The organism is Kribbella sp. CA-293567, from assembly GCF_027627575.1.
Taxonomy (GTDB): domain Bacteria; phylum Actinomycetota; class Actinomycetes; order Propionibacteriales; family Kribbellaceae; genus Kribbella.
In genome coordinates this window covers 4,741,857-4,766,446 of the sequence record NZ_CP114065.1, presented here as the reverse complement: position 1 = coordinate 4,766,446, position 24,590 = coordinate 4,741,857, and the positions used below count along the sequence as shown (strand labels likewise).

Annotated in this window: 28 protein-coding genes; 13 read left to right on the top strand and 15 right to left on the bottom strand. The window is 69.1% G+C overall.

Features of this window, described 5'->3' with window-relative positions; all coding sequences use genetic code 11:
* Positions 1–14 precede the first annotated feature (14 nt).
* On the top strand, positions 15–251 hold the full coding sequence (locus OX958_RS21825; protein ID WP_270130992.1) for a hypothetical protein: 237 nt from the start codon (positions 15–17) through the stop codon (positions 249–251).
* A 25-nt stretch (positions 252–276) separates the two neighbouring features.
* Here the strand turns inward: OX958_RS21825 and pknB are convergent, their stop codons facing one another.
* From pknB to thiO, 5 genes are all read right to left on the bottom strand, one after another.
* Positions 277–2,271: a Stk1 family PASTA domain-containing Ser/Thr kinase gene (gene pknB / locus OX958_RS21815; protein ID WP_442913213.1), complete on the bottom strand. Its 1,995-nt coding sequence runs from the start codon at positions 2,269–2,271 to the stop codon at positions 277–279.
* Positions 2,272–2,405: 134 nt separating this feature from the next.
* Positions 2,406–3,404 (bottom strand): LysM peptidoglycan-binding domain-containing protein, encoded by a 999-nt coding sequence (locus OX958_RS21810; RefSeq protein WP_270130991.1) that lies wholly within the window; start codon positions 3,402–3,404, stop codon positions 2,406–2,408.
* 174 nt (positions 3,405–3,578) lie between these two features.
* Positions 3,579–4,355, bottom strand: a complete 777-nt coding sequence (locus OX958_RS21805; protein ID WP_270130990.1) for a thiazole synthase — start codon at positions 4,353–4,355, stop codon at positions 3,579–3,581.
* A gap of 10 nt (positions 4,356–4,365) precedes the next feature.
* A complete protein-coding gene (gene thiS / locus OX958_RS21800) occupies positions 4,366–4,566 on the bottom strand; it encodes a sulfur carrier protein ThiS (RefSeq protein ID WP_270130989.1) in 201 nt (66 codons plus the stop codon).
* Complete coding sequence (gene thiO / locus OX958_RS21795; protein ID WP_270130988.1) at positions 4,563–5,717, bottom strand: glycine oxidase ThiO; 1,155 nt, start codon at positions 5,715–5,717, stop codon at positions 4,563–4,565. The genes thiS and thiO overlap by 4 nt, the downstream gene beginning before the upstream one ends.
* A gap of 58 nt (positions 5,718–5,775) precedes the next feature.
* Between thiO and thiE the strand changes: the two genes are divergently transcribed.
* Genes thiE through OX958_RS21780 form a run of 3 tightly spaced genes read left to right on the top strand, consistent with a single transcriptional unit; the run spans position 5,776 to position 7,300 of the window.
* On the top strand, positions 5,776–6,441 hold the full coding sequence (thiE, locus tag OX958_RS21790) for a thiamine phosphate synthase (RefSeq protein ID WP_270130987.1): 666 nt from the start codon (positions 5,776–5,778) through the stop codon (positions 6,439–6,441).
* Positions 6,438–6,875 (top strand): ribonuclease domain-containing protein, encoded by a 438-nt coding sequence (locus OX958_RS21785; RefSeq protein WP_270130986.1) that lies wholly within the window; start codon positions 6,438–6,440, stop codon positions 6,873–6,875. The genes thiE and OX958_RS21785 overlap by 4 nt, the downstream gene beginning before the upstream one ends.
* On the top strand, positions 6,872–7,300 hold the full coding sequence (locus tag OX958_RS21780; protein ID WP_270130984.1) for a barstar family protein: 429 nt from the start codon (positions 6,872–6,874) through the stop codon (positions 7,298–7,300). Before OX958_RS21785 ends, OX958_RS21780 begins: the two co-directional genes overlap by 4 nt.
* Here OX958_RS21780 and OX958_RS21775 read toward each other — a convergent pair.
* Together OX958_RS21775 and OX958_RS21770 are read right to left on the bottom strand one after the other, a co-directional pair.
* A complete protein-coding gene (locus OX958_RS21775) occupies positions 7,278–7,985 on the bottom strand; it encodes a YqjF family protein (RefSeq protein ID WP_270130983.1) in 708 nt (235 codons plus the stop codon). The two genes, OX958_RS21780 and OX958_RS21775, sit on opposite strands and share 23 nt — an antisense overlap.
* Complete coding sequence (locus OX958_RS21770) at positions 7,954–8,304, bottom strand: DUF4180 domain-containing protein (RefSeq protein ID WP_270130981.1); 351 nt, start codon at positions 8,302–8,304, stop codon at positions 7,954–7,956. The genes OX958_RS21775 and OX958_RS21770 overlap by 32 nt, the downstream gene beginning before the upstream one ends.
* Before the next feature lie 66 nt (positions 8,305–8,370).
* Here OX958_RS21770 and OX958_RS21765 point away from each other — a divergent pair, with 66 nt between their 5' ends.
* Entirely contained in the window at positions 8,371–8,775 is a 405-nt protein-coding gene (locus tag OX958_RS21765; RefSeq protein WP_270130980.1) for a helix-turn-helix domain-containing protein, read from the top strand.
* A gap of 3 nt (positions 8,776–8,778) precedes the next feature.
* On the opposite strand, the gene OX958_RS21760 is transcribed toward OX958_RS21765, so the two are convergent.
* On the bottom strand, positions 8,779–9,852 hold the full coding sequence (locus OX958_RS21760; RefSeq protein WP_270130979.1) for a polyprenyl synthetase family protein: 1,074 nt from the start codon (positions 9,850–9,852) through the stop codon (positions 8,779–8,781).
* Positions 9,853–9,909: 57 nt separating this feature from the next.
* Between OX958_RS21760 and metF the strand changes: the two genes are divergently transcribed.
* Together metF and OX958_RS21750 are read left to right on the top strand one after the other, a co-directional pair.
* Positions 9,910–10,824, top strand: a complete 915-nt coding sequence (gene metF, locus OX958_RS21755) for a methylenetetrahydrofolate reductase [NAD(P)H] (protein WP_270130977.1) — start codon at positions 9,910–9,912, stop codon at positions 10,822–10,824.
* Between the two features lie 35 nt (positions 10,825–10,859).
* Positions 10,860–11,390, top strand: coding sequence for a SixA phosphatase family protein (locus OX958_RS21750; RefSeq protein ID WP_270130975.1), 531 nt, complete (start codon positions 10,860–10,862; stop codon positions 11,388–11,390).
* Here the strand turns inward: OX958_RS21750 and OX958_RS21745 are convergent.
* From OX958_RS21745 to OX958_RS21730, 4 genes are all read right to left on the bottom strand, one after another.
* On the bottom strand, positions 11,387–11,713 hold the full coding sequence (locus tag OX958_RS21745) for a hypothetical protein (protein ID WP_270130974.1): 327 nt from the start codon (positions 11,711–11,713) through the stop codon (positions 11,387–11,389). The genes OX958_RS21750 and OX958_RS21745 overlap by 4 nt on opposite strands.
* Before the next feature lie 115 nt (positions 11,714–11,828).
* Complete coding sequence (locus OX958_RS21740; protein WP_270130973.1) at positions 11,829–14,039, bottom strand: HelD family protein; 2,211 nt, start codon at positions 14,037–14,039, stop codon at positions 11,829–11,831.
* A 72-nt stretch (positions 14,040–14,111) separates the two neighbouring features.
* Positions 14,112–15,419 carry a phytoene desaturase family protein gene (locus OX958_RS21735; RefSeq protein ID WP_270130972.1) on the bottom strand — a complete coding sequence of 436 codons (1,308 nt, stop codon included), beginning with the start codon at positions 15,417–15,419 and terminating at the stop codon, positions 14,112–14,114.
* Positions 15,419–16,030 (bottom strand): DUF4126 domain-containing protein, encoded by a 612-nt coding sequence (locus tag OX958_RS21730; protein WP_270130970.1) that lies wholly within the window; start codon positions 16,028–16,030, stop codon positions 15,419–15,421. The genes OX958_RS21735 and OX958_RS21730 overlap by 1 nt, the downstream gene beginning before the upstream one ends.
* Positions 16,031–16,168: 138 nt before the next feature.
* Here OX958_RS21730 and OX958_RS21725 point away from each other — a divergent pair, with 138 nt between their 5' ends.
* Entirely contained in the window at positions 16,169–18,097 is a 1,929-nt protein-coding gene (locus OX958_RS21725) for an N-acetylmuramoyl-L-alanine amidase (RefSeq protein ID WP_270130968.1), read from the top strand.
* A 74-nt stretch (positions 18,098–18,171) separates the two neighbouring features.
* On the opposite strand, the gene OX958_RS21720 is transcribed toward OX958_RS21725, so the two are convergent.
* From OX958_RS21720 to OX958_RS21710, 3 genes are all read right to left on the bottom strand, one after another.
* Entirely contained in the window at positions 18,172–18,642 is a 471-nt protein-coding gene (locus OX958_RS21720; protein WP_270130966.1) for a YbaK/EbsC family protein, read from the bottom strand.
* Between the two features lie 9 nt (positions 18,643–18,651).
* Positions 18,652–19,686: a DUF4037 domain-containing protein gene (locus OX958_RS21715; RefSeq protein WP_270130964.1), complete on the bottom strand. Its 1,035-nt coding sequence runs from the start codon at positions 19,684–19,686 to the stop codon at positions 18,652–18,654.
* Between the two features lie 78 nt (positions 19,687–19,764).
* A complete protein-coding gene (locus tag OX958_RS21710; RefSeq protein ID WP_270130962.1) occupies positions 19,765–20,403 on the bottom strand; it encodes a DM13 domain-containing protein in 639 nt (212 codons plus the stop codon).
* A gap of 313 nt (positions 20,404–20,716) precedes the next feature.
* Between OX958_RS21710 and OX958_RS21705 the strand changes: the two genes are divergently transcribed.
* The 5 genes from OX958_RS21705 (at position 20,717) to OX958_RS21685 (ending at position 24,347) form a co-directional block, all read left to right on the top strand.
* Positions 20,717–21,076 (top strand): DUF6504 family protein, encoded by a 360-nt coding sequence (locus OX958_RS21705; protein WP_270130960.1) that lies wholly within the window; start codon positions 20,717–20,719, stop codon positions 21,074–21,076.
* Positions 21,073–21,546, top strand: a complete 474-nt coding sequence (locus tag OX958_RS21700; protein ID WP_270130959.1) for an SAV_6107 family HEPN domain-containing protein — start codon at positions 21,073–21,075, stop codon at positions 21,544–21,546. The genes OX958_RS21705 and OX958_RS21700 overlap by 4 nt, the downstream gene beginning before the upstream one ends.
* Positions 21,547–21,960: 414 nt before the next feature.
* On the top strand, positions 21,961–22,737 hold the full coding sequence (locus OX958_RS21695; protein WP_333486401.1) for a neutral zinc metallopeptidase: 777 nt from the start codon (positions 21,961–21,963) through the stop codon (positions 22,735–22,737).
* A gap of 148 nt (positions 22,738–22,885) precedes the next feature.
* Entirely contained in the window at positions 22,886–23,632 is a 747-nt protein-coding gene (locus tag OX958_RS21690; RefSeq protein ID WP_270130957.1) for a methyltransferase domain-containing protein, read from the top strand.
* 250 nt (positions 23,633–23,882) lie between these two features.
* Positions 23,883–24,347: a DUF3040 domain-containing protein gene (locus OX958_RS21685; protein WP_270139118.1), complete on the top strand. Its 465-nt coding sequence runs from the start codon at positions 23,883–23,885 to the stop codon at positions 24,345–24,347.
* The last annotated feature ends 243 nt before the right edge of the window (positions 24,348–24,590 follow it).

Below are 24,590 nucleotides of genomic sequence, written 5' to 3'. Positions count from 1 at the left end.
CGTGAGGGGGAGTGATGGGCGCGATCCAGGGCTACTTCGCAACATCGGGAATCGGAGCTCTGATCGGTGGTCTGCTCGGCTGGGCCGTCTTCAGCCAGGCCGCCACCGAGGCAACGGACTGCCTGGTCCGGGGCGCGGGACTCTGCCAGGAGCTCGGCGGGATGACCTTCAGCCAGTTCATCCTGGTCACCGCCGCCACGGGCGGCGTAGCAGGCTTCGTCGTGCAGTTGATCAAGGGCGAGATCGGCTAGCCGCGGCGTTCGCCGTCCGCGCGAGCTAGAGGACGGTGACGGTGATGGTCGTGCCGGGCTTCGCTTTGGTGCCCGCGCCGGGGGACTGGGCGGCGACCAGGTTGAGGCCGAGGTTGAACTGGGCCTTGACCACCTTCACCTGGAAGCCCGCCGCGGTGAGGATGCGTTGGGCGTCGGCGAGTTTCTTGCTGCGGACGCTGGGGATCTCGCGCAGTGCCGGGCCCTTGGAGACGACCAGCTGGACCTTGTCCTTGGCATAGAGGGTGCCGTTGCTGGGGGTCTGGCTGATCACCCGTCCTTCGGGCATCTTCTCGTCGTACTGGTCGGTGCGGCCGACCGCGAAGCCGGCCTTCTTCAGCGTGCGGGTGGCCTCGCGGGCCGACTTGCCGGTCAGGTCCGGTACGGCGATCGGCTTCTTGCCCTTGCTGATGGCAAGGTTCACCGTCTCGCCCGGCTTCATCACCGAGTCGAACCTCGGCGAGAACACGATCACCCGGCCGGTCGGCACCGACTCGCTGTAGGACTGGCTCACCTGCCCGACGATCAGCTTGACCGACTCCAGCGCGCGTCGCGCGGCCTCCTCGTCGAGACCGGCGAGCTGTGGCACGCGATACCGCTCGGGGCCCTTGGAGACGGTGAGCGCGATCTCGCCGTCCTTGCGGATCCGCGCGCCCGGCTCGGGGTCGGTCTTCATGACCTCCCCCTTGGGGATGTCCTCCGAGAAGTCCTGGTTCGCCAGATTCGTGGTCAGACCCAGTTCGCCCGCCTTGGTACCGGCGTCAGCGGCGGTCAGGTTCAGCAGCAACGGCGTCTCGGTGTACCGGTGTACGCCGTAGAACCACGCCGCCGAGCCGACTCCCAGCGCCAGCGCCAGTACGGCGAACAACGCGATGAACCCACGTCCCCGCGACTGTCGGGGCACCTGCCGCACCGGGGGAGTCGCCGCCTGGCGAGTCGCACCTTGAGGCCGCAGCAGCGACTGCTGCGGCACCCGGCTCGTCGGCGGCTCGTACGGTACGACGATGGTGTCGTTGCGTGGCTGGTGCTCGGCATACCCACTGCCTCGCGTGTAGCCGTCGTCGTACTCGTTGTCCTGACGCATCTGCTGGATCGGCACGGTCAGGTCGCCGGTCAGCTCGGGATCGTCGGGCAGCCCCTCCTCGATCGCGTTGCGCACCCGGTGGACCTGACGGCTGAACACCCGCGCGTCGGCCGGCCGGAGATCGCGCTCTCTGGCGGTGGCTCGCTGGACCAGGGCGTCGACGTACGGCGGGATGCCCTGGACGAGTTGCGAAGGCGGAGGCACGTCGGCGTGGACGTGGGCGTAGGCGACCTGGATCGGGGTGTCGCCGGTATGGGGTTTGCGGCCGGTGAGCAATTCGTACAGCAGGATGCCGGCGGAGTACACGTCGGATCGGGCGTCGGCGCGGCCGTCGGTCACGAGCTCGGGGGCCAAGTACGAGACCGTGCCCATCAGCAGGCCCTGGGTCGCGGTGTTGCCGGTCGTGGTGACCGCCCGGGCCAGTCCGAAGTCCGCGACCTTGATGGTGCCGTCGTTGGAGATCAGCACGTTCTCGGGCTTGATGTCGCGGTGCACGATGCCCGCGTCGTGAGCGGCCGAGAGCGCGGACAGCACCGGCGCGAGCAGGTCGAGCGCCCGCGCGGGCGGCATCGGCGACTGCTGGCGGATGACGTCGCGCAGCGTACGGCCGGGCACGTACTCCATCGCCAGGAAGAGCGTGTCGTGGTCGTCGCCCTGGTCGAAGACGGCGACCACGTTGGGGTGCGAGAGCTTGGCGGCGGCCCGGGCCTCGGCCACGAACCGCCGTCCGAACTCCGCGTCGTCGCCCATCCCGAGGTGCATCACCTTGAGGGCGACGATCCGGTCCAGCCGCATGTCGAGCGCTTCGTAGACGGTCGCCATGCCGCCCTTGGCGACCCGCGAGCCCACCCGGTACCGCCCGTCGAGCACTCGCCCGACAAGGCGGTCGCCCACCTGGGTGCCTACGTCTTCCGTCACTTGCGGTGAGCCGCCTCTCGAAGCTGTCTGCCCTGAGAGTGTAAATAAGGTGCAAGGCAGCCGGTCCGTCGCCGCGCCGGACCACCCCTGGTGACCACCTCGTCACACCCGGGGAAGCGCTCTCTCAGCCTGGCTCAGAGCGGGCTCCAGCCCTTCTCGAACTGCGCCTTGAGCCGCAGCACGGACTTCACGTACAGCTTGGTGTCGGGGTACATGCCGTTTCGCCGGACGCCGCCCAGACCCTGGTAGTAGCCGGCCACCGCGATGTCGAGCGTTGCCGCTCTGGTCAGCCGGCTGAGCAGCACCACACCCGCCGTGACGTTGTCCTGTGGCTTGAGCAGGTCCAGCTTGCGGCCGACGATGCTCGAGGTGAACTGGCCGGTCGACGGGATCACCTGCATCGCGCCGACCGCGTTGGCGGGCGAGACGACCCGCTGCTTCCAGCCGGACTCCTGCCACGAGATGGCCAGCGCCAGTTCGGGGTCGACGCCGTACCGCTTGGCCGTGGTGATGATCAGGGTCCGCATCTGGGCCCGCGTCGGCAGGTTGCGCTTGCGCAGCGCGGCCCGGTTGCGGTCCGCGGCCGAGACGATGTGGTCGGCGTACGTGCGGCCGGCGAAGGTGTTGTTCTTGGTCTTCTTCCGGGTGCTCTTGACCGGCTTCTTCGCGACCGGCGTGGCCTTGAGCTTGACCGGCACCAGGATCTTCTTGCCGGCATAGATGTGGTCGCCGGCCCGCAACCCGTTCGCCGCCAGCAGGTTGGCCTGCGAGCAGTGGTAGCGCCGCGCGATCTGGCCGATCGTGTCGCCGGCCTTGACCACGTAGACGACCCGGCCGAGCTGCGAACGCTTGGCCTGGCCCGGCTGCTGGGATCCGCCTCGCTGAGGGGCCTTGCCCGGTAGCTTCAGCACGTCGCCGGCGTAGATGGCGTTGCCGTTGCCAGGCAGCTGGTTCAGCGAGACCAGCGTGCGGACGTCGGTGCCGTACGCCGCCGCGATGTGGCTGAGCGTGTCACCGTTCTTGACCTTGTACTGCCCGAAGCCCGGTGATCCGGCGGTGATGACTCCGGCTGCGAGCAGCGGAACCGCGAAACCAGTCGATACCCGCAGGACCTTTCTCCACGTGTTGCCCATCTTTCCATCTCCCCGTGTGAACGTCCCTTGACGGTAAGTGGTGGTACAGATGTGACAACAGGTACCGGTGGGTCATTTGTTACGGCTGTGATCGAAAGGTAACAATTAAAGGCTGAACTACATGATTGTGGTTCACAATCGATGTTTGCTCCTGGCAACTGGTGCCGAGGGCATCTAAAGTGACGCGCGCCCGTCGAGCGGTGACGAGGCCTGGGCGGAGTGGTACCGGCGGGGAATGCGTCCGGCCAGCCGCGCGCCTCGCCCGGCCGTGACGGCATCACGCATCGCGGCGGCCATCAGCGCCGGCCGCTCCGCCCGGGTGACCGCGGTCGCGAGCAGTACGGCGTCGCAACCGAGCTCCATCGCCAGCGCGGCGTCACTCGCCGTACCGATGCCCGCGTCCAGCACGATCGGCACCTTGGCCGCCTCGACGATCATGCTGATGTTGTGGGGGTTGCGGATGCCCAGTCCCGAGCCGATGGGCGAGCCAAGCGGCATCACCGCGACGCAACCGACCTGCTCCAGCCGGCGGGCCAGGATCGGGTCGTCGTTGGTGTAGGCGAGCACGGCGAAGCCGTCCGCCGCGAGGGTCTCTGCGGCGTCCAGCAGCTCCACCGGATCGGGCAGCAGGGTGTGGTCGTCGGCAACCACCTCCAGCTTGATCAGGTCGGTCTGCAAGGCCTCCCGGGCAAGCCGGGCGGTCAGCACGGCCTCACCGGCAGTGAAACACCCCGCGGTGTTCGGCAGTACTGCGATGTCGTGCTTGCGCAGTACGTCCAGGACGGACCCCTGCTGGTTCGGGTCGAGCCGCCGGAGCGCCACAGTGGTCAGCTGTGTCCCGGAGGCGACCAGTGCCTCCTCCAGTACTTCGAGGCTCGGCGCACCGCCGGTCCCCATCACCAGCCGGGACGTGAACTCGCGTCCTGCGATCACCAACGTGTCGTCACTCATCGGGTTCTCCTCAACCGCCCTGGACCGCGGTGAGGATCTCCACCCGATCGCCTTCGGCCAGTGTCGTCCCGGGCCACTCTGTCCGGGTCACCACGGCCTCGTTCACTGCTACTGCCACCCCGACCGGCGTGCGTGCCCAGCGCTCGACCACCTCGGCCACTGTGGTTCCGGCTGCGATCTGCTCGGCGCTACCGTTCACGACCACGTTCATGGCGCCACCTTAACTTCGGCGAAACGGCTGGCCAGGAAGGGTGCTGCCAGCTCGGGAAGGACTCCGGTACGGACAGTGTCGGCGAGGACCTGTGCGGAGACAGGAGTCAGCAGTACGCCGTTGCGGTAGTGCCCTGTCGCCCACAGCAGTCCGTCGAGGCCGGAGGGCCCCAGGATCGGTGCATTGTCGGGTGTGGCCGGCCGTAATCCGGCCACTGCCTCCACCAGTTCCAGCTCGTCGGTGATGGGCAGGATCATCCGCGCATCCCGCAGAAGCGCGAACACTCCTCCAGCCAGCACACGAGTGTCGTAGCCGAGTTCCGACGTGGTGGCGCCGACCACCAGCTCACCACCTGGGCGGGGGACCAGGTAGACGGAGAACCCTCGGGCTGTCGCTCGCACTGTGTGGTTCAGAGCCGGCCGGTACGCCTCGGGCACCCGCAGGCGCAGTACCTCACCCTTGACTGGACGGACCGGCACCTGCAGTTCCGGCGGGATGCCTTCGAGCTGTGCAGACCACGGGCCGGTCGCAGCGATGACCTGGCCGGCATGAACGGCCGATCCGTCTTCCAGCTCCACCCCGACTGCAGTAGCGCCGGAGGTGAGGACGCGGCGTACTCGCTGCCTGACGACCTGGACGCCGCTCAGCTCGGCGGCACCCAGCAAAGTCGAGACGGCCTGGCGGTTGTCCACGGAGTGATCGCCGGGCACCCAGACGCCGGCAGTGACGCCGGCTGCGAGCAACGGCTCTCGCTTGCGGGCTTCCCGGCTGGTGAGTTCCTCGACCTCCAGGCCGAGCCTTCGCTGGTATTCGGCGAGGCGGCGGATCGCGGCGGCGTCATCGGCGTCGTACGCGACCGAGAGGGTTCCGGTGCGGTGCAGCCCGGCGGATTCACCGGTGAGGGCTTCCAGCTCCTCCGCAAAGGCCGGCCAGGCGGCCACGCTGGCGAGGTTGAGCGCGAGCAGGGCGTCCTCGCCGTACTCGACCTCGGTGACGGGGGCGAGCATGCCGGCGGCCACCGACGAGGTCTGGCCGCCGGGGGTGGGGTCGCATACCGTCACCTGGATATTGTCTACAGCGAGCCGCCAAGCGGTCGCGAGGCCGATCAGCCCCGCACCGATGATGACGACGTCGCAGGTTCGCTCGGCCATGGCGCCAAGACTACGACGCCGGACACACCGAAGCAGGGGCACATGGCAGGCTGGTCCTGTGACTGAGCACACCGTTGACGCCGGACTACGGCACCGGCTGGCCGACGCCCACCTCTACCTGTGCACGGATGCCCGGGAGCAGCAGGGCGATCTCGAGCAGTTCCTGGACGCCGCCCTGGGAGGTGGTGTGGACATCGTCCAGTTGCGGCAGAAGAACCTGGAGGCCGCTGACGAACTGGCGGCCCTGGAGGTCTTCGCGGCGGCGTGCCGGCGGCACGGCAAGCTCCTTGCCGTCAACGACCGCGCGGACATCGCCTTCGCCGCGGGCGCCGACATCCTGCACCTCGGCCAACGGGACCTGCCGGTGCCGGCCGCGCGGGCCGTCACCGGGATGGAACCGGTGATCGGCCGCTCCACCCACACCTTCAGCCAGGTCAACGCCGCCGTCGACGAGCAGGGCTCGGACTACTTCTGTGTCGGCCCGACCTGGGAGACCCCGACCAAACCCGGCCGCAGCGCCGCCGGGCTCGAGCTGGTCTCGTACGCCGCGAGCCGGCCGACGGAGAAGCCGTGGTTCGCGATCGGCGGGATCGACCTCGACCGGCTGGACCAGGTGGTCGAGGCAGGCGCGACCCGCGTGGTCGTCGTACGGGCGATCACCGACGCGGACGACCCGGCCGAAGCGGCGGGGGAGTTCAGCCGGCGGTTGCGGCGCGCCGGATGATGAACAACCCGAAGGTGGTCCGGGCGGTCGCGGTTGTCGTGATCGCGCTGATGGTGATCACGCTGGCCGCGTCGCTCATCGGCTGCAGTCCGTCCGGTACGGCGACCCAGGACAGGCCCACGAAGGATCCGGTCAGCGGCCTGCCCTATGTGGCCGTGGCCGACCTCCCGAAGGAGGGGCAGCAGACGCTCGAGCTGATCGACAAGGGCGGGCCGTACCCGTACGGCAAGGACGGTGCCACCTTCGGCAACTTCGAGAAGATCCTGCCGAAGCAGAACCGTGGCTACTACCGGGAGTTCACCGTGAAGACGCCGGGCGAGCGGGACCGCGGCGCGCGCCGGATCGTGACGGGGCAGGGCGACGAGCGTTACTACACTGACGACCACTACAAGTCGTTCCGCCGGATCCAGGCGGACGGGGGGACAGGCGGATGACGGACCTGCACACGCTGCTGGGCCAGGGCCTGCGTCCGGGCGTCTACCGGTGGCCGTCCGAGCTGACTGTCGACCAGGCACGCCGCACCGTCACCAAGGCCGGCTGGAACTTCGTCCTGCTCGACACCACGAGCGTGCACGACAAGGCGGGCTTCCTCGACGTCTGCGCGACCGCCTTCGACCTGCCGCGCTGGTTCGGGCGGAACTGGGACGCCCTGGCCGACTCACTGGGTGATCGGTCGACGGGCGAGCCCGAGGTGGTGCTGTGGGAGGGCTGGCGAAACCTGCTGAACGACGACCACGACACGGTCGACGTGGCGCTGCAGATCTTCACCGAGGACGCCAACGAGTCGGGTCAGTTGCGAGTGCTGCTGCGCGAGGCCGACGACGTACCGGGCCTGCTCAGTGAGGTACCGGTCCTCTAGGCAGGCCGAACAGGGTCGTTACGCCGGCGCTGAAGGCCACGTGGTCGGGCGGGCGGGCGCTGAGCTCTCCCAGTCCTACCGAGGCGAGCAGCCCACGGTCTTCGAAGTGCTCCAGTTCTGCGTGTCGCAGGACCCAGGACGGGTGCTCGTTGGGCATGTACCAAGTGCGGCCGGCCCTGGTGAGGTGCAGGCCCCAGCGCGCGGTCAGGAAGTGCTCCAGCGGGCCGGGCTCCAGTTGGTCGCCGACGCGCACCTGGATCGTGCTGCCGGCGGTCAACCGCGGCCAGCGCAGTGCTGAGGTGACGTAGATGTGCTGGTTGCCTTCGACGTGGTGCTGCATTTGCGCCCAGCGATAGGGGATGCCGAGTGTGCCGCGGGCACCTGCGACGAGCGACAGGCGGGTGGCGTCGAGACTGAGGAAGATCACTCCGCGCCGTCCGGTGCCGTCCACGGAGTACAGGCGGACGTTGGTCTCCAGCAGCGAGCCGAACATGACCATCCGGAAGGGCACCAGGCCGACGTACGTCCGGCCTTCGAAGGTGTCCGGCCGAGTGCCGGGCGGAAAGTAGCGCGCGACCGCGGCCGGTTCGACGGCCCAGTGGATGAAGGACAGGTCCCGCCAGGCCTGCCGGAGGATGCGCGGCCGAAGCAGCTCAGGCGCCCGCGGTGAGATCTCCTCCAGCATGAAGGCAATCTAGCGCGGCCTGATCCGGCACGAACTTCAGCTCGCGACCCCGGCCTGCCTCCCGGACCCAGTCACGGAACGGCGTACTGGCCGCGGCGTACGCCGAGACGTCGCCCAGCACGATCAGTCCCATCCGGTAGTTGACGAACTTCTGCACGATCGCCCCGGCCAGCCCGCTGCTCAGCCGGAAGAACTCGGCCGGCAGCAGCTCGACCGGCACCACCACCCACTCGGCGTCGTGCCCGTAGTGCGCTTCCGCGATGACGTCGACGGCGTCCGTGTCGCTCTTGATCACCGTGGTCGCCTGATATGTCCTCAAGATGCTCTATCCTTCCCCTACAAGCACATTTATAGGGAATTCTAAGATAGACGACAGGGATCTAGCATGCTGTATTCGGTCGAGCAGGTGGCAGAGCAGCTCGGGCTGCATGTGCGGACCATCCGGAACTACGTCCGCGACGGCCGGCTGAAGGCGGTCCGGATCGGCAAGCAGTACCGGATCTCCCGGGAGGATCTCGAAGCCTTCACCGGCCTCCCGGCCGCCGAGGCCGACCTGGACGGGCGGCATGTCGAGGTGTCGAGCATCGTGCAGGTCGACGCGATCGACCGGGCCGGCGCCGACCGGATCAGCACCCACCTGCACGCGGCGGTCAACCAGGGCGGCCTCGGCCGGCTGCGGGTGGAGACCGCCTACGACGAGGACCGCGGCACGCTGAAGGTGATCATCCTCGGCGAACCCGAGGTGACGGCCGACCTGCTGCGCACGATCGGCCTGCTCGCCAAGGCGTGAGGCTCAGAGGTGCCGCGAGGTGGCGGCGATGGCCAGGTCGGCGAGCGCCTTGCGGGAGGTGTCGTCGTCGATCGGAGCCCGCTCCAGCGCGTCGAGGGCGTCCTCGGTGCGCTCGCTGATCAGGTCCTCGCAGGCCTGCACCGCGCGGCTGTCCTGCAGGATCTCGCGGAGCAACTGGATCTCGTCGTCGTCCAGGTCCGGCCGGCCGAACAGCCGGTCGAACTCGGTCAACTGCACCTCCGACGCGTGCTCGACCGCGTACGCCGTGAGTACGGTCCGCTTGCCCTCCCGCAGGTCGTCACCGGCCGGCTTGCCGGTCAGCGCCGGATCGCCGAAGACACCCAGCAGATCGTCACGCAGCTGGAAAGCCTCACCCAGCGGCAGCCCGTACGCCGACAGCGAGTCGACCAGGTGCTGTCCGCCGCCACCGAGCGCGGCGCCGATGTGGAGCGGGCGTTCGACCGTGTAGGTGGCCGCCTTGTACCGCAGGACGCGCAGGGCCCGGTCCATGTCGGCCTCGCCCGAGGCCTGGGCGACCAGGTCCAGGTACTGCCCGGCCGTCACCTCCACCCGGACCGCGTCGAAGAACTTCGAGGCCGCGGCCAGCGAGCCCGCGTCGAAACCGGACGTGTTGAGCATCTCGTCGGCCCAGATCAGGCACAGGTCGCCGAGCAGGATGGCCGCGCCGATCCCGAAGCCGACCGGGTCGCCGCCGTGGCCGGACTTTTCCGAGCGAGCCCGCTGCAGGGCCTCGAAGCGCCGGTGCGCGGCCGGCGCGCCGCGGCGTACGTCGGACGAGTCCATCACGTCGTCGTGCACCAGCGCGCTGACGTGCAGCATCTCCAGGCTCGCCGCGGCCTTCAGGATCGGCTGCTTGTCCGGATCGCCACCGGCGGCCCGGAAACCCCAGTAGCAGAACGACGGTCGCAGCCGCTTGCCACCGCTGGTCGCGTCGCGCGCGGCCTGGACCTGCTCCTCGAGCTCCGGTCCGATCGCGGCGAGCCGCTCCTGCTGGATGTCCAGGAAGCTGGTCAGCGCGGCCTGGATCTCGGTCGGGATGTCTGCGTCGGCATACACGTCTCGGAGGGTAGTCGGTCCTGACGCGGAGGCCCACGTCCCGGTAGCCTTGAACCCATGGCAACCGGTCTTCCGTCCACGCTCCCAGGCACCACGCCGACGATCAGTGAACTGCTCTCCACCCCGGAGCCATCTTTCTCCTTCGAGTTCTTCCCACCGAAGACGCCCGAGGCGGAGGAGGTGCTGTGGCGCTCGATCCGCGAGATCGAGCAACTGCGGCCGACCTTCGTCTCGATCACGTACGGCGCCGGTGGCACCACCCGGGACGGCACCATCCGGGTCACCGAGCGGGTCGCGCAGGACACCTCGCTGACCCCGCTCGGCCATCTGACCTGTGTCTCGCACTCGCGCGACGAACTGCGCTCCGTCATCGGCGCGTACGCCGGATCCGGCGTCCGCAACGTGCTCGCTCTGCGCGGTGACCCGCCCGGTGGTCCGTCGCAGCCGTGGGTCGCGCACCCCGAAGGCCTGAACCACGCGGTCGAGCTGGTCGAGCTGGTCCGGGAGCTGGGCGACTTCTGCGTCGGCGTCGCGGCCTTCCCCGACAAGCATCCGGAGGCGGCTGACCTGGAGGCCGACGCCCGGGTGCTGGCGGCGAAGGCGGCAGCCGGTGCCGACTACGCGATCACCCAGATGTTCTTCGGCGCGGACGACTACTTCCGGCTCGTCGACCGGGCCTCGGCGCTCGGCTGCGAGATCCCGATCCTGCCCGGCGTGATGCCGGTGACGAACCTCAAGCAGATCGAGCGGATGGCCGAGCTGACCGGCATGGCCCTGCCCAAGCTGGTCACCGACCGGCTGCACGCGGTCGCGGACGACCCCGCGGCGGTGCGGGCGGTCGGCATCGAGCTGGCCAGCGAGCTGTCCGACAAGCTGCTCGAGGGCGGCGCGCCCGGCATCCACTTCATCACGCTGAACCGCTCGACCGCGACGCGGCAGGTGTACCGCAACCTGCAGTCGACGGTCGTCTAGCGCGCGTCCACGGGCCCTGGCCCTATCCTGGGCCGATGGCTGACTCGTCGGACCTGCTGATCGACCGCACCCTGGTACTGCTCCGGCACGCGAAGGCGGTGCCGCCGGAGTCGATGCCCGATCTCGAACGCCCGCTCGCCGATCGCGGCCGGGCGGACGCGGCGGCGGCCGGCCGCTACTTGGTTGCCCAGGGCATCGAAGCCGAGCTGGTCCTGTGCTCGCCCTCGATCCGCACCCGGGAGACCTGGCAGTACGCCGCCGAGGCCGGCGCGATCGCCACCGACATCTGGTACGACCGGCGGATCTACAGCGCCGGCACCGACGAGCTGCTGGCGGTCATCCGCGACGTCCCGGCCGAGGTGCGGACCGTGGTGATGGTCGGACACGCCCCCGGAATCCCTTGGCTGGCGGACGAACTGGCCCTCGACGGGACCAGTCCGAACCGCATCGAGCTGACCCAGAAGTACCCGACCTCAGGCCTGACCGTGCTGCACCACACGGCTCGCTGGGCCGACGTCGCCGCGGACGACGCCGACCTCGTCGAGTACGTGATCCCGCGCGGCTAGTACCCGCCGACACTCCAGAAGTAGTTGATGTTGGCGTTCTCGTAGGGAACCACCAGCTGGTTGCGGCCACTGCAGTTCGTGCCGGACCAGGCGCGCTGGTTGAAGCTGGAGCGATTCCACAGCCGGTCGTACGAGTGTGAGAGGTAGCGGCAGCTGCCGGAGCTCACCGGCGCGAACTTGGAGACCAGGGAACCCTGGTAGTAGACGCAGACCTCACCGGCATAGCAGGGTGGGTCCGCCGAAGCCGTCTGCGCGGACAGCCCGCTGATCCCCAGTACCGCGATCGCCGTCGCCGCCATCATCCTTCGTGCCTTGAACCTCATGTCTTGCTCCCATCACTCAGTCCGAAAGAGACGATGGAAGCAAGCCATGGCGGCAGGGCCGGCCGCGCAGCCTTCGATGAGCAGCGGCAGTGATGGCGCTGAGCGGCGAACTCTGTTATCCGGGCAGCCAGTGGGTGCTGCTGTTGATGGTGATCATCCGCTGGGTCGCTCGGGTCAGTACGACGTACAGAGCCCGTACGCCGCCCAGTGTGTCGCTGACGATCTGGTCCGGCTCGACCACCACGACGGCGTCGTACTCCAGGCCCTTGGAGTCCAGCGGGCTGAGCGCGACCACCCGGGGATCGCCGAGTTCGGCGAGCACCGCGTCGATCGCCGGCCTGAGCCTGGGGGACACGATCACGCCGACGGTGCCCTCGACCACGCGCAGCAGTTCACCGGCGGCGTCGGCCGCGGCCTCGGTCACCTTGCCGGCGTCGAAGATCCGGTGTTCCGGGTCGACGCCGGTTTCCCGGACCGCGTTCGGCAGGTCGGCGTCCGGGATCTGCTGCCGGATCACCTGGCCGGCGAAGGCATAGATCTCCGCCGAGTTCCGGTAGTTGGTCGAGAGCCGGAAGGTGTGCCGCTGGAGGTGCGACAGCATCGAGTCCATCGCGGCGCGTGCCTCGGCCGGGTCGGGCCAGGAGCTCTGGGCCGGGTCACCCACGATCGTCCAGCTCGCCTGCGGGCCGCGACGCGTCACCATGCGCCACTGCATGGGGGAGAGGTCCTGTGCCTCGTCCACCAGCACGTGGGCGTACTCGTCGGGCTCGTCGGCGTCTGCTGCCGCCACTGCCCGAGCACGCCGCTCCGACGTGGTCAGTACTTCATTGACCCCGTCCGACAGCCCCTCGAGCCAGTCGAACTCCTCGTCCTTGCCGGCCTCGATCGCTGGCGGCCTGCCGAGCAGTGTGCTCAGCTCGTCGAGCAGCGCGACGTCCGCGATGGTGAACTCGTCCGTGCTCGCCACCGCGGCCGACAATTGGTCGATCTCGGCAGGGGTGAAGTCTCCACGGCCCCAACGCTGCAGGCGCCGGGAGTCGCCCAGCCAGCGCAGTACGGTGCCGGGGGAGAGCATGGGCCACCAGGCAGCGAAGAACTGCTTGTAGGCGGGCAGGTCGGTAACGATGTCGCCGAACGACTCGCGGTCGGCGTACACGCCGTTGCGGAGGTCGTCGGGGAAGCGCTGCCACAGCGCCGCGACCAGGCCCTTGCGGGCTTCGGAACCGGCTCGGTTGCGCGGCGTACGACGGAGGGCGTTGCGGCGGACGTTGTCGAGCTGGTTCATGTCGAGCTCGACGGTGGCGCCGTTGACGAAGACGCGCAGGCTGGTAGGCGCGTCGGGCACCCGATCGCGTGCTGCCTTCGAGAGCAGGCCACGCATCCGCAGGGAGCCCTTGATCGCGGCGACGTCGGCGTCGTCGACTGCGGTGGCCCGCACGCCGTCCACGAGTTCACCCACCGCCCGCAGCGAGACCGTGTTCTCACCGAGGCTGGGGAGGACCCGCTCGATGTATGCCATGAAGGCGGCCGAGGGGCCGACCACCAGCACCCCGCCACGCTCGAACCGCCGGCGGTCGGAGTACAGCAGGTAGGCGGCGCGGTGCAGCGCCACCACGGTCTTGCCGGTGCCCGGACCGCCGCCGATGACGGTGACGCCGCGGGCAGGTGCCCGGATCGCCTGGTCCTGCTCGGCCTGGATGGTGGCGACGATGTCACGCATCGTGTGGCCGCGTGCCCGCGACAGGGAGGCCATCAGGGCGCCTTCGCCCATCACCGGCAGATCCGCGGGCGCGCGCTCGGGGCCGAGCAGGTCGTCCTCGATGCCGACGATCCGCGGGCCCTTGTTGCGCAGTACCCGGCGCCGGACGACCTTCAGCCGGTTGGTCGCCGTGGCGCGGTAGAACGGCTCGGCGGCGGGCGCGCGCCAGTCGATCACCAACGGCTCGTACTCCGCGTCGCGCACGCCGATCCGGCCGACGTAGAGGCTCTCCAGCTCCGCGGCGGCCGCTACCGGTTCGGTCTCGTCACCCAGGTCGGAGTCGAGCCGCCCGAAGACCAGGCCTTCGTGCTCGGCGTCGAGCTCGGCGATCCGGCGAGCGGCGGCGAAGACGAGCACGTCGCGCTCGTACAGGCCGGTCTGCTCCTCGTCGCGGACGCGGCCGACGTTCTGGGCCTGACCGCGCTGGTGCCCGTCGACCGCGATCCGGGACGCTGACCGGGCGGCTTCGGCAACCCGGGAGTAGACCCGGTCGACGTGCTGCTGCTCAGCTTCGAGCTCAGCCCGCTCGACGTTCTCCAGGTCGGCCGAGTTGGGGGTTTGATCCACCGGGGTCCTCTCTACTGCCGGGCACACATCCCCGACACGAACACATGAACGATCAATCTTAGTGCGCGGCGATCAAGCCTTGCCGACGGCGTCCGCCACAATGGCCGCACCGAGCGTGGTAGCCGGTACTCCGACGCCTGGGTGAGCCCCCGCTCCGACGCAGTACAGGCCCTTGATGGGGGAGGCGTTGGCCGCCCGGCGCTTGGCGGTCTTGTAGCCCTCCCAGGCCACTCCGGCCCACCACGACGGCGACGTCTGCCGCGAAACGACCTTGTCCCGGATGTGGAGCCCTCTGGCGACCAGCAGGTCCACTACGTCGTCGGTGGGGTAGCCGTGGACCAGTACCGACCATGCCTGGTGTCCCGCCGGTGCCTGTCCGCCAGTGCGGACCACAACAGTCGGGCTGCCGTGCAGGACGGTCTCGAACGGCAGGGACGGCAGCGGCTCACGCAGGCCGAGATGTACGACGTACGCCGCCTGGGCCTGGTGGGTGGAGAGCACCCTGCGGCGCACCTTCTTGGCCTGGGGGTCGTCGACCAGCTGTCCGTAGAGGTCCCGCGGATCGATGTCGCTGACCACGATCTCGGCCGGCAGCGTCCTGCCGTCGGCCAGCCGGACGCCTGTCACCTGGCCGTGGTCGGTGTCGACCCCGACGACCTCGGCCTGCGTGTGGATCTCGATCTTGCGCTCACTGGCTCGCTGCGCGAGTGCGTCGGCCAGGACGCCGAATCCGCCCTCGACGGTCCACCGCCCGAAGGTGCGCTCCAGGTAGGACCAGACGCCGACGTAGCCGGGGGTCAGCTTGGGATCGGAGCCGTGCTGGATGGCGTAGTACCGCAGTACTGCGCGGGCACGCTCGTCGTTCAGGCCGCGTTGGGCTGTCCGCTCCAGCGATTGCCAGGGCTTGAGGCTCCGGATGGCCTGCAGGGGAAGCTTGTCCATCAGTGGCGGCTCCAGCGAGGACTTGCGCAGGATCTGCCAGGTCTCGCCGTACTTGTCGACCAGTTCGGTCCACTGCTTCGCCGTCTTGTCGTCGGCCAGATCGGTCCAAGCCTCCGCCTGGGCGGCCCGGTCGCCGACGGGGAGGTCGAGCACGGAGCCGTCACCGAACAGGTGGCGCCTCGGCTCGCTGATCGGCTCCAGTTGGGCCAGGCTCTCGATCGGGCGGCCGCTCTTGCGGAACAGGTCCCGCAGGGCGGCCGGCAGCGTCGTACTGGCTGCTCCTGCGTCCCAGCTGAAGCCGTCGGCCTCCACACGGCCCAACGCGCCGCCCAGGCGGTCGTCCTTCTCGCAGATGCTCACTTGGTGGCCGAGCTTGGCCAGCCGTACGGCGGTGGCGAGACCGGCGAGGCCGGCCCCGATGACGATCACGCGGGCCATCAGACTGCACTGCTCCCAGTTGCTGGATTGCTTCGTTTCTCCCGCCAGGCCCGGAACCTGGCCAGTCCCCGGCGGATCGCGCGGAACGCGAAGTACACCGAGATGAGGCCGATCACCAGCAGAACGCCGGCGACGATCAGGGCGGCGGTGGGGTGGAACGCGGCCAGGGTGACGACCCCGGCCACCGCGACGTCCTCACCGGACGAGGCGGCGATGTTGGTGACCGGCTCGGGCGAGGTGTTGATCGCCAGCCGCAGACTCGACTTGATCAGGTGGGAGACCAGGGCGGTGACGCCGCCGGTGGTCGCGATCAGCGCCTGCTGCAGAGTGTCGGCCTGGCCGGCCAGCAGGGCGGCCAGGACAGCGCCGACCGTCGGCCGGATGACGGTCGAGATCGCGTCCCAGGCCGAGTCGACGTAAGGGATCTTGTCCGCGACGAACTCGAACGCGAACAGCACTCCGGCGGCGATCAGGACGCCGGTGCCGGTGAGCGAGCTCGGCACCTCGTCGACGCCGGCGAACCGGCCGAGCAGCCCGAGGATCAGCACGCACGCGTAGGCGTTGATGCCGCTTGCCCAGCCCGTCGTGAACGCCAACGGCAACGCTTCCATGGCCCCTCACTTGTCGTCAGAATCGAACACTCTGACCTCAAAAATGGTTAACCGTTGACATCGGGAACTCCGCGACCCAAAGTGAACGGGTTGCCGGTCTGCGTGACCGTCGCCCCATCGGTCCAGGGAGAGCAGAACATGCGTCGTCGTCCGAAGATTCTCGCCGCACTGGCAGTGGTAGCGCTGCCCATCAGCCTGACCGGCGTGTCGGCCGGTGGGCCGTCCGCGGCGACCGCTGCCACCCCGGCGGCTCCGTCCGCCGAGGCGGCTGAGGCGTTCCGTTCCGCGTCAGCGAAGTACGGCGTACCGGAGGCCGTGCTGCTGGCGGTGTCCTACGCCCAGACCCGGTGGGACGACCACCAGGGCAAGTCGAGCACGTCGGGCGGCTTCGGCCCGATGCACCTCACCGCGGTGGCCCCTGGGACGGTGGTGGAGCGGTCGATCGGTCAGAAGCTGGGCAGGACCGAGTCGCTGCGGACGCTCTATCAGGCGTCCGACCTGACCGGGATCGACCCCGTTGCGCTGCGCAACGACACCGCGGCCAACATCGAGGGTGGCGCCGCACTGCTGGCGTCGTACCAGCGATCGATGAAGCTGCCTGTCGGCGCTACCACCTCTCCTGCTGAGTGGTACGGCGCTGTGAGCACCTACGCGGGTGCTGCAGACCGGACCAGCGCCGGTGCCTTCGCGGACGACGTCTACTCGATCCTGGCTCGCGGTGCTGCCCGCACGACGAACACCGGCCAGCAGCTCGTCATGCCGCCGGTCAACGTGACGCCCGACAAGGCACAGTTGGCCAAGACCGCGCTGCCGGCCGGCCCGGCCCGCAAGACCGCGGGGGGTGCGCAGTGCCCGACCGACCTCGCATGTGAGTGGCTGCCGGCGCCGTACCAGCTGAACGGGACCGACGGCGACTACGGCAACCACGACCAGGCGAACCGGCCGAAGACGGGCAAGATCGACTACATCGTCATCCACGACACCGAGGGTGGCTGGCAGGGCACGCTCAACATGGTGCAGGACCCGACGTACGTCTCCTGGCAGTACACGATGCGCTCGTCGGACGGCTACACCTGGCAGCACGTGAACTCCGAGGACGTCGCCTGGCACGCCGGCAACTGGTACGTGAACATGCACAGCATCGGGATCGAGCACGAGGGCTTCGCCGCCCAGGGCGCGACCTGGTACACCGAGGCGCTCTACCGCAACTCCGCCAAGCTGGTGAAGTACTTGGCGAAGAAGAACAACATCCCGCTGGACCGGGCCCACATCATCGGCCACGACCAGGTGCCGGGCACGCTGCCGAGCACGGTGCGCGGCATGCACTGGGACCCGGGACCGTACTGGGACTGGGAGCGTTACTTCGACCTGCTCGGCGCGCCGATCTACGGACACAGCGTGTTCCCGGTCAAGGCCGGCACGATCGTCACCGTCAAGCCTGGGTTCGACGACAACCAGCAGGTGATGATCGGCTGCACCACTGCCGGGACGCCGTGCACGCCGCAGGGCACCAACTTCGTCTACCTGCGACAGGCGCCGGACGACGCTGCACCGCTGGTCAAGGACCTCGGCCTCCGGCCGGACGGCGCCGACAGCACCACGCAGGTCTCCGACATCGGCGCCCGGGCCGCCGCCGGTTCGCAGTACGTCGTGGCTGAGCGCTCGGGCGACTGGGTGGCGATCTGGTACCTGGGGGCGAAGGCATGGTTCAAGAGTCCTCGCAGCGCGCCTGACGCCTTCGCCAAGCCGGGGCTCGTCGTGAAGCCGAAGGCCGGCAAGACGAGTGTGCCGGTCTACGGGCGGGCGTACCCGGAGCAGGCCGCTTATCCGGCAGGTATTCCGTACCAGGCGGTTACGCCGCTGCAGTACTCGATCGGAGCGGGTCAGGCCTATCCGGTGGGCGACGTGAGCATCGAGACGGACTACTACCGCGCCAGTACGTTCGACGGCCAGCCGCCGACGGATCACGTACAGGTGCTCGGCAAGGACCGCTACTACCAGATCTGGTTCGGTCACCGGATGGCTTACGTCCGCGCCGCTGACGTGGACCTGAAGCTCGCCCACTGACCTTGCCTGCCGATGAAGCCGTCCAGCTGCTACTGGACGGCTTCATCGCTGTCAGGTGTGCCGGTGAGTGAGGCTCAGTTGACGGTGGCCGGGGTGCCGCCCGTCAGCTCGAGCAGTTCGGTGTAGCTGGTCGGGAAGATGGAGTGCGGGATGCCTGCGGCGGCCCAGACGACGGCGTACTGGGCGAGGGTGGTGTCGACCAGCGTGCGCACGGGACGCGGGTGACCCACCGGGGCGACGCCTCCGATCGCCTGGCCGGTGTGCTCCTTGACGAACTCCGGGGTCGCCCGGCGAAGCTTGCTGATGCCCAGCTCGGCGGCGACCTTCGCGGTGTCCACCCGATGCGCGCCCGATGTGAGGATCAGCACCGGGGAGCCGTCGCCGTCGAAGATCAGGCTGTTCGCGATCGCGCCGACCTCGCAGCCGAGCTCCGCCGCGGCGGCGGCCGCTGTCGGCACGGCGTCGTCGAGGATCTTGATCTCACCGGCGGCGCCGGCCGTCGCCAGGGCGTCGGCGACCCGCTGGACATTCGGATGATTGCTCACGGCAAAACCCTACTTCTGGTAGATGCTGATCAGTCTCCGGTACGCCGCCGGGTTGCTCAGCACGTCGGTGTTGTCGGCGAACTGGTCGATCGTGCCGATCAGTCCGAGGTCCTTGAGCCGCTGATCGCTCACCCGGTCCAGACAGGCCTGCTCGAAGCGGCCGGCGTCGAGTATCAGTGCCGGACGGTCGTGGAACGGTCGCGGTGACGGATCGACCGGCGCTGTCAGTGCGAGCGCGTTGTGCCTGCGCGCGACCTTCTCGTACGCCGTCGTCAGGGCGTGCTCGCGCTGGGGCAGGGCGTGGGCGGCGAGTGCCTGGTCGAGGTCGCGGTCCAGACCGTCGGGGTGGCCGAGGCGAGCGAACGCAGTACCGAGCCATTTGGTGTACGGCGCGTAGGCGCGCTCCATCAGCAGGGCGAGGCGCATCAGATCGCGAACCAGGCGGGCGGCCACGATGCGCGAGCCGAGTTCGTCTCCCACCTCGGAGGTGCGTTGGACGAAGGGTTCCTCCTGGGCGACGCGGGACCACTGGCAGGCGAGCATCCAGAGCCACGGATCGTCGGGGTACCAGCGGAGGGCGTCGCGGACGACCTGCAGACGGCCGTCGTCGGCGTACACGGCACCGGCCACCACTCCGAGCAGCTTCTGCTGCGGGGTCACCAACCAGTCCTCCAGGCTGAGGTGGCGGCCGTTGTGGACGCCTAGGTGCTCTTCGAGCCAGCCGTCGACAGTGGTGACAGTGATGCGGTGCACCGGCGTCACGGTGTCCGAGCCGTACTGCACCGGGTGGCCCTTGTACTGCTTGGGCAGGGCCGGCTCAATCAGCTCGGTGACCCGGTCGACCTCGTGGGCGTCGACGAAGACGTGCAGCCGCGGACCCCAGTCGTGGTCGGTCGAGCGCTCGGTGTCGTACCCGAGAACGTCCGATCCCCAGCCGACCAACGCTGCCGCGTAAGGGATCTCGGGAAGCAGGGGGCGGATGACTTCGTCGTGGAATCCGTGGCTGAGGGTGGTGGCCGGGACGAAGGCTCCGTCGGGGGTCATGGGGGCGAGCGTAGTTGGGGGAGTGGTCGGCCACCTCCGGATTTCCGGGAGCCGGGGCGGGGTTGCGGGGTTGTGGGTTCAGGCGAGGGTTGCGGCGCCGAAGGAGACGTTGAAGCGGTCGCACCAGATCGAGATGCTGGTGAGCGCGGTCAGGTCGGTGTCGGCGGGGATCGCGTAGTTCTGGTTGCCCTTGGTTCCCTTGAGCTCGCCGAGGCTGCGGTACCGGCCGTCGTCGAACACCTGCCAGCCGGCCCGTCCGTCGACCACCTTGGCGTCGCTGAGCCAGACCTTCAGATCAGGGCCGTCGGAGGTGGCGAGGCCTTCGAGGCGGAGTACCCGGGAGCCGTTGGGGAGTTCGAGGATCGACGCGGTGCCGGTGGTCCGGTGCTCATGGCTGATCAACTCGCCGGTCGCCAGGCGCCGCGGGGCGGCCGGTCGGCTGGTCGGTCGAGCGGTCGGCTGGGAGGTGGCCGAAGTGGCGGGCCGTGGCGTGCCGGGCGGGGGAGCGGTGGGGGTGCGGCGGCCGGCGCCGGAAATTGTCGGTGGCGCCACGGAGGATGTGGTCATGGAGATCGGATCGGCGCCCGGGAGCGCTTCGTCGACCACCTTGCCGGTGAAGAGCCGCCAAGGCTGGAAGAGCGGCAGTGCGACGGCTGTGACCACGGCGGCGACCGCCAGCGTGGCGATGGTCAGGGTGCGACGACGGTTTCTCGGCATGGCTCCAGTCTGGCGGCGGGACCGCTCGCCGTGGGCACCTCACCGCTTACGGCCCGTTGACGATTGTCGGCGGACAGGGTTACGCTTCCAGTGTTCGAACAGATGTTCGATTGCCGCCGCGCCGGTCTCGTCGGGAGACCACGGGTGGCCGGCGATCGAAGCAACTGAAGGACTCCGGTGCGGAGTTGCGGCCGCATCGGATACCGGCGGTCCCGGTGGGCCGGGCGCCGAGGTGGACCTCGACCCCCACCTCGCGTCCACCCACCGGGCCGCTGACCAGGGGAAGAAGTTCGTGCACAGGAGGCGATGCGAGATGTGGGAATTCGACGAGACCGTCGAGGTGCGTTCGGACGTCGTGGACGGCGTCGAGACTCCACAGCAGTTCCTCTGGCGTGGACGGTTGTGGCTGGTCTGCTCGGTCCAGGCCAGCTGGGTGGAGACCGCGGCCTGGTGGGAGCGCGGCGTGATCGGTTCCGGCGTCGGTGCCGCCACGGCGACGGCCACCGCGGGATCATCCGCGGCCGTTGGTGTGTTGGATGCAGATTGGGGGCCGCAACGGGCGGTCTACCGAGTGGAGGCAGGGTGCGGCCGGCACGGCCGGCGCGAGATGTTCGACCTCGCGCACGACCCCGACTCCGGACGCTGGCAATTGGAGAGGGTGACGGACCGATGACAGTTTCACCGGTTGCACCGGCGGCCGCGGGCTCGGCCAGCCGCGATCTTTCCCGGGCGCGTACTGCGCTCGCGGAGGCCCGCGAAACCGACGACCACCTGATCCGCTACTCGAGCGCCCACGTGGCGGCCCTCCGGATCGCGGCCGCGGTGCTCGCCGTCCGGGCCCGCCCGGTCCGCTCCAGCGCCCGCCGCCGCGTCCAGCGCAACGCCTGGGTCCTGCTGTCCGAGGTGGCCCCCGAGTTCGGCGAATGGGCCACCTTCTTCGCCGCCGGCGCCGCCCAGCGCGCCGCCGCCGAAGCCGGCCTCGAGCGAGCCGTCACCACCCGCGAAGCCGACGACCTGGTCCGTGCCGTCGAAGCCTTCTACGACCTGGTCGACTCCAGCCTCCACCTCGCCACCCAACCGCCCCTCCCCGAATACTCCGACAGCCAGTCGGTCCTCGCCCAACCCTGGATGCAGGCCAGCTAACCGCCGCCCGCTTCCCCCAGTCCAGCGCTCGCAGGCCCCCCGTTCCTGCGAGCGCTGACCCCTGCCTTGCCCTGTGCGCTGTCCGAGCTCCCGTATCGCCTGCACCTCAAGGTCGTCTGATTGATCTGGCGGCGTTCGTAGGACCAGCGAGGGCTGCAGAAGGCGCAGCAGCAGGAAGCGGAGTGCCGATGAAACCGACGACGATCGCCCAATGTTTCTGTGGACGGCGTCATGCAGAGCTGGTTGGGCGGACGAGGGTCGGCGGGGCAGGAGCTATCGTCTAGCGGTGTGGAGTAGACGCTTCGTCGTGGCTGGGGTGCTGGTTGCGGTTCTGGCTGTGGGTTGCGGCCGGGCTGACGATGACTCCCGGTCAGCTCGACCACCTGGTCGGAGGCGATCAATGCGCGCTCGGCGTTGCCGTCGGCGGTCACGCCGACGCCGAGCACTTCCGAGACGATCAAGCAGGTTCCTCAGCCGGCGACGCTGACGCGCAACCGCTTGTACGACGCCGGCCCGGTCGCCCCGAGCGGTTGCCGTGAGCCTGCCGTTCAGCCGTCGGACCTGGCTGCAGCCGAGATCTTTTTCCAGCAGGCATTGGCGTGCCTCGACCGCAGTTGGGCGCCGGTCGTTCGCAGGGCCGGCTTCGCCTTTCGGCCGGCGAAACTCGTCGTCACGGTGGGAGAGTCGCCGTCGTCTCCTTGCGATGTGTCCGACGGTCGATCGTTCTACTGTGACGGCACCACCATCTACATCGACGCGCACGAGGTGCTCGCGGCGTTCGCGGAAGCCGAGACGGCCGCGGATCGGAGCTGGGTGCTGACCTCGATGGGCTTCTTGATCAGCCACGAGTACGCCCATCACCTCCAGGAGTTGGCGGGCATCAGCACCGCGCAGTACCTGCTGTTGCAGAAGGTCAGCGGCGTCGACTTCGCTTTCGAGGAGACTCGCCGCCATGAACTGCAGGCGTCGTGCCTGGCGAGCGTCTTCTTCGGAGCCAACTCGTCGTGGTTTCCCTCAGCTGATCGGGTCTCGCAACAGAAGCGACTCGTCGGCCTGCTGGGTGACGAATGGGACTCCGAGCGAACCCACGGTGCGAGCAAGAACCATGCGGCCTGGTCGATGAAGGGGCTCGACGCCGCTGAGCCTGTCGCGTGCAACACCTACGTGGCGACGTCCGCGCTCGTGTCCTGAGACGACGCGCGACGAGGCTGCGAAAACGGCTGCGCGGCTTGGCCGGCAGTCGGTACGCCGTACCTGGACGGCGGTGTGGTGAGGTGGGCCGACGGGTGGCAAGTAGGGTGTGGCCCGGAGTGATGGTGTAGTCGAGGAGGGCTTCAGGATGGTCGACCGACGTCGGCGTTCGGTGCGAACGGCGCTGGTCGCCGAGGCGCTGCGGGTGGCGCTCGCGGGCCGGGCGCGTATCGACCCCGGAGCAGGGCTGGACATCGTCGATCTCGGCGGTGGTACCGGTGGCTTCGCTGTCCCGCTGGCCGTCGAGGGGCATCGCGTCACGGTTGTCGACCCCAGCGCGGACGCGCTCGCCTCGCTCGAACGGCGGGCTGCCGACGAGGGTGTCAGCCAGCTTGTCCGTGGTGTGCAGGGCGATGCCGCCGAGCTGCCCGAGATCGCGGGGGAGTCGAGTGCCGACGCGGTGCTGTGCCACGGCGTACTGGAGGTCGTCGACGACCCGGTCCAGGCGTTGCAGGCGATGAGGTCGGTACTGCGTGAGGGTGGCGTGCTGAGCCTGTTGGTTGCCCAGCGCAACGCCGTGGTGCTGGCCCGGGCGCTGGCCGGTCACCTGGCCGACGCGCGGGTCGCGTTGCAGGACCCCGACGGACGCTGGGGCCCGACCGACCCGATGCCGCGGCGGTTCGACGAGGCGGGCATCATCGGCCAGCTCGCGGAGGCCGGTTTCATGGTCCACACAGTGCATGGCGTCCGCACGTTCGCGGATCTGGTCCCGGCCGCTTTCGTCGACTCCGAGCCGGGCGCCTCCGAAGCACTGGCAGAGCTCGAGCGAGCCGCCAGCCAGCACCCCGCGTTCCGGGCCCTGGCCTCACAGCTCCACATCCTCGCCACCCGCTGACCTCGGCTGCCGGCGTACTTGGCCGGTTCACTGCATCAAGCGTTCGTACGACGCTGTCGCTCGCCCGGCGAGCCTCACGGTGTCCTGACGCTTGCCGATGAACTCATGCAATCGCGCGGTTCGCGATGAGCCCGACACGCCGGGTGTTCAGGCGGTTCTGAGCGTTGGAACCGGTGCCGGACGGGTGGTTTCGGCACGGAGTTGCCGGACCGTGACGCGCGGGACAGGCGGTCAGGGTTTCGTGGACCGCATGGTCGGCCTAGACTGGACTCGGCCTATCGAGATCGCGCTCACCATGGAGGGATCGACGGTGCCCCTCTCGGAAGAAGAGCAGCGCCAGTTCGAGCAGCTCGAACGTGCCCTCGCTGCGGAAGACCCGAAGTTTGTTTCCGCCATGCGAGGCACCAATGTGCGCTTGTACTACAAGCGCCGGGCAGTGCTCGCCGGCGTTGGATTCGTGCTGGGCATCGTGGTTCTGATGACCGGCGCGATCGTTCCCAACACCATCATCGGAGTGATCGGCTTCGTCATGATGGTCGCCTGCCTGTACGTCGCGGCGCTGAGCATGAGACGGATCAGCAACGCGAGCGACGGCGACGACCTACCGCCGCCTCCGCCGCAGTCGAAGAAGCACCGGACCAGGCACGACTCGTCCGGCAGCTTCATGGAACGGATGGAAGATCGCTGGCGCCGCCGCCGCGACGAGGACCTCTGACGGTCCGAGACACTGTGTGGACCACACCCGCGCTCGGCGCCGGGTGTGGTTCTGTCTTTCCCCGTACTGCGTACGTGCCCCTCGGTCGCCGCAGCCTGCCCTGGTGCCGGCAACTGCAAAGGCCGAGCACAGCTCGCCGTAGAGCCCCGCAGAGCGCCCCATCGCACAGTCAGGTCCCTCGAGCTCGAGCCGGTTCCTGCTGGGCATGCATCACGCCCACCCAGCAGATAGGCTGCCCACCCC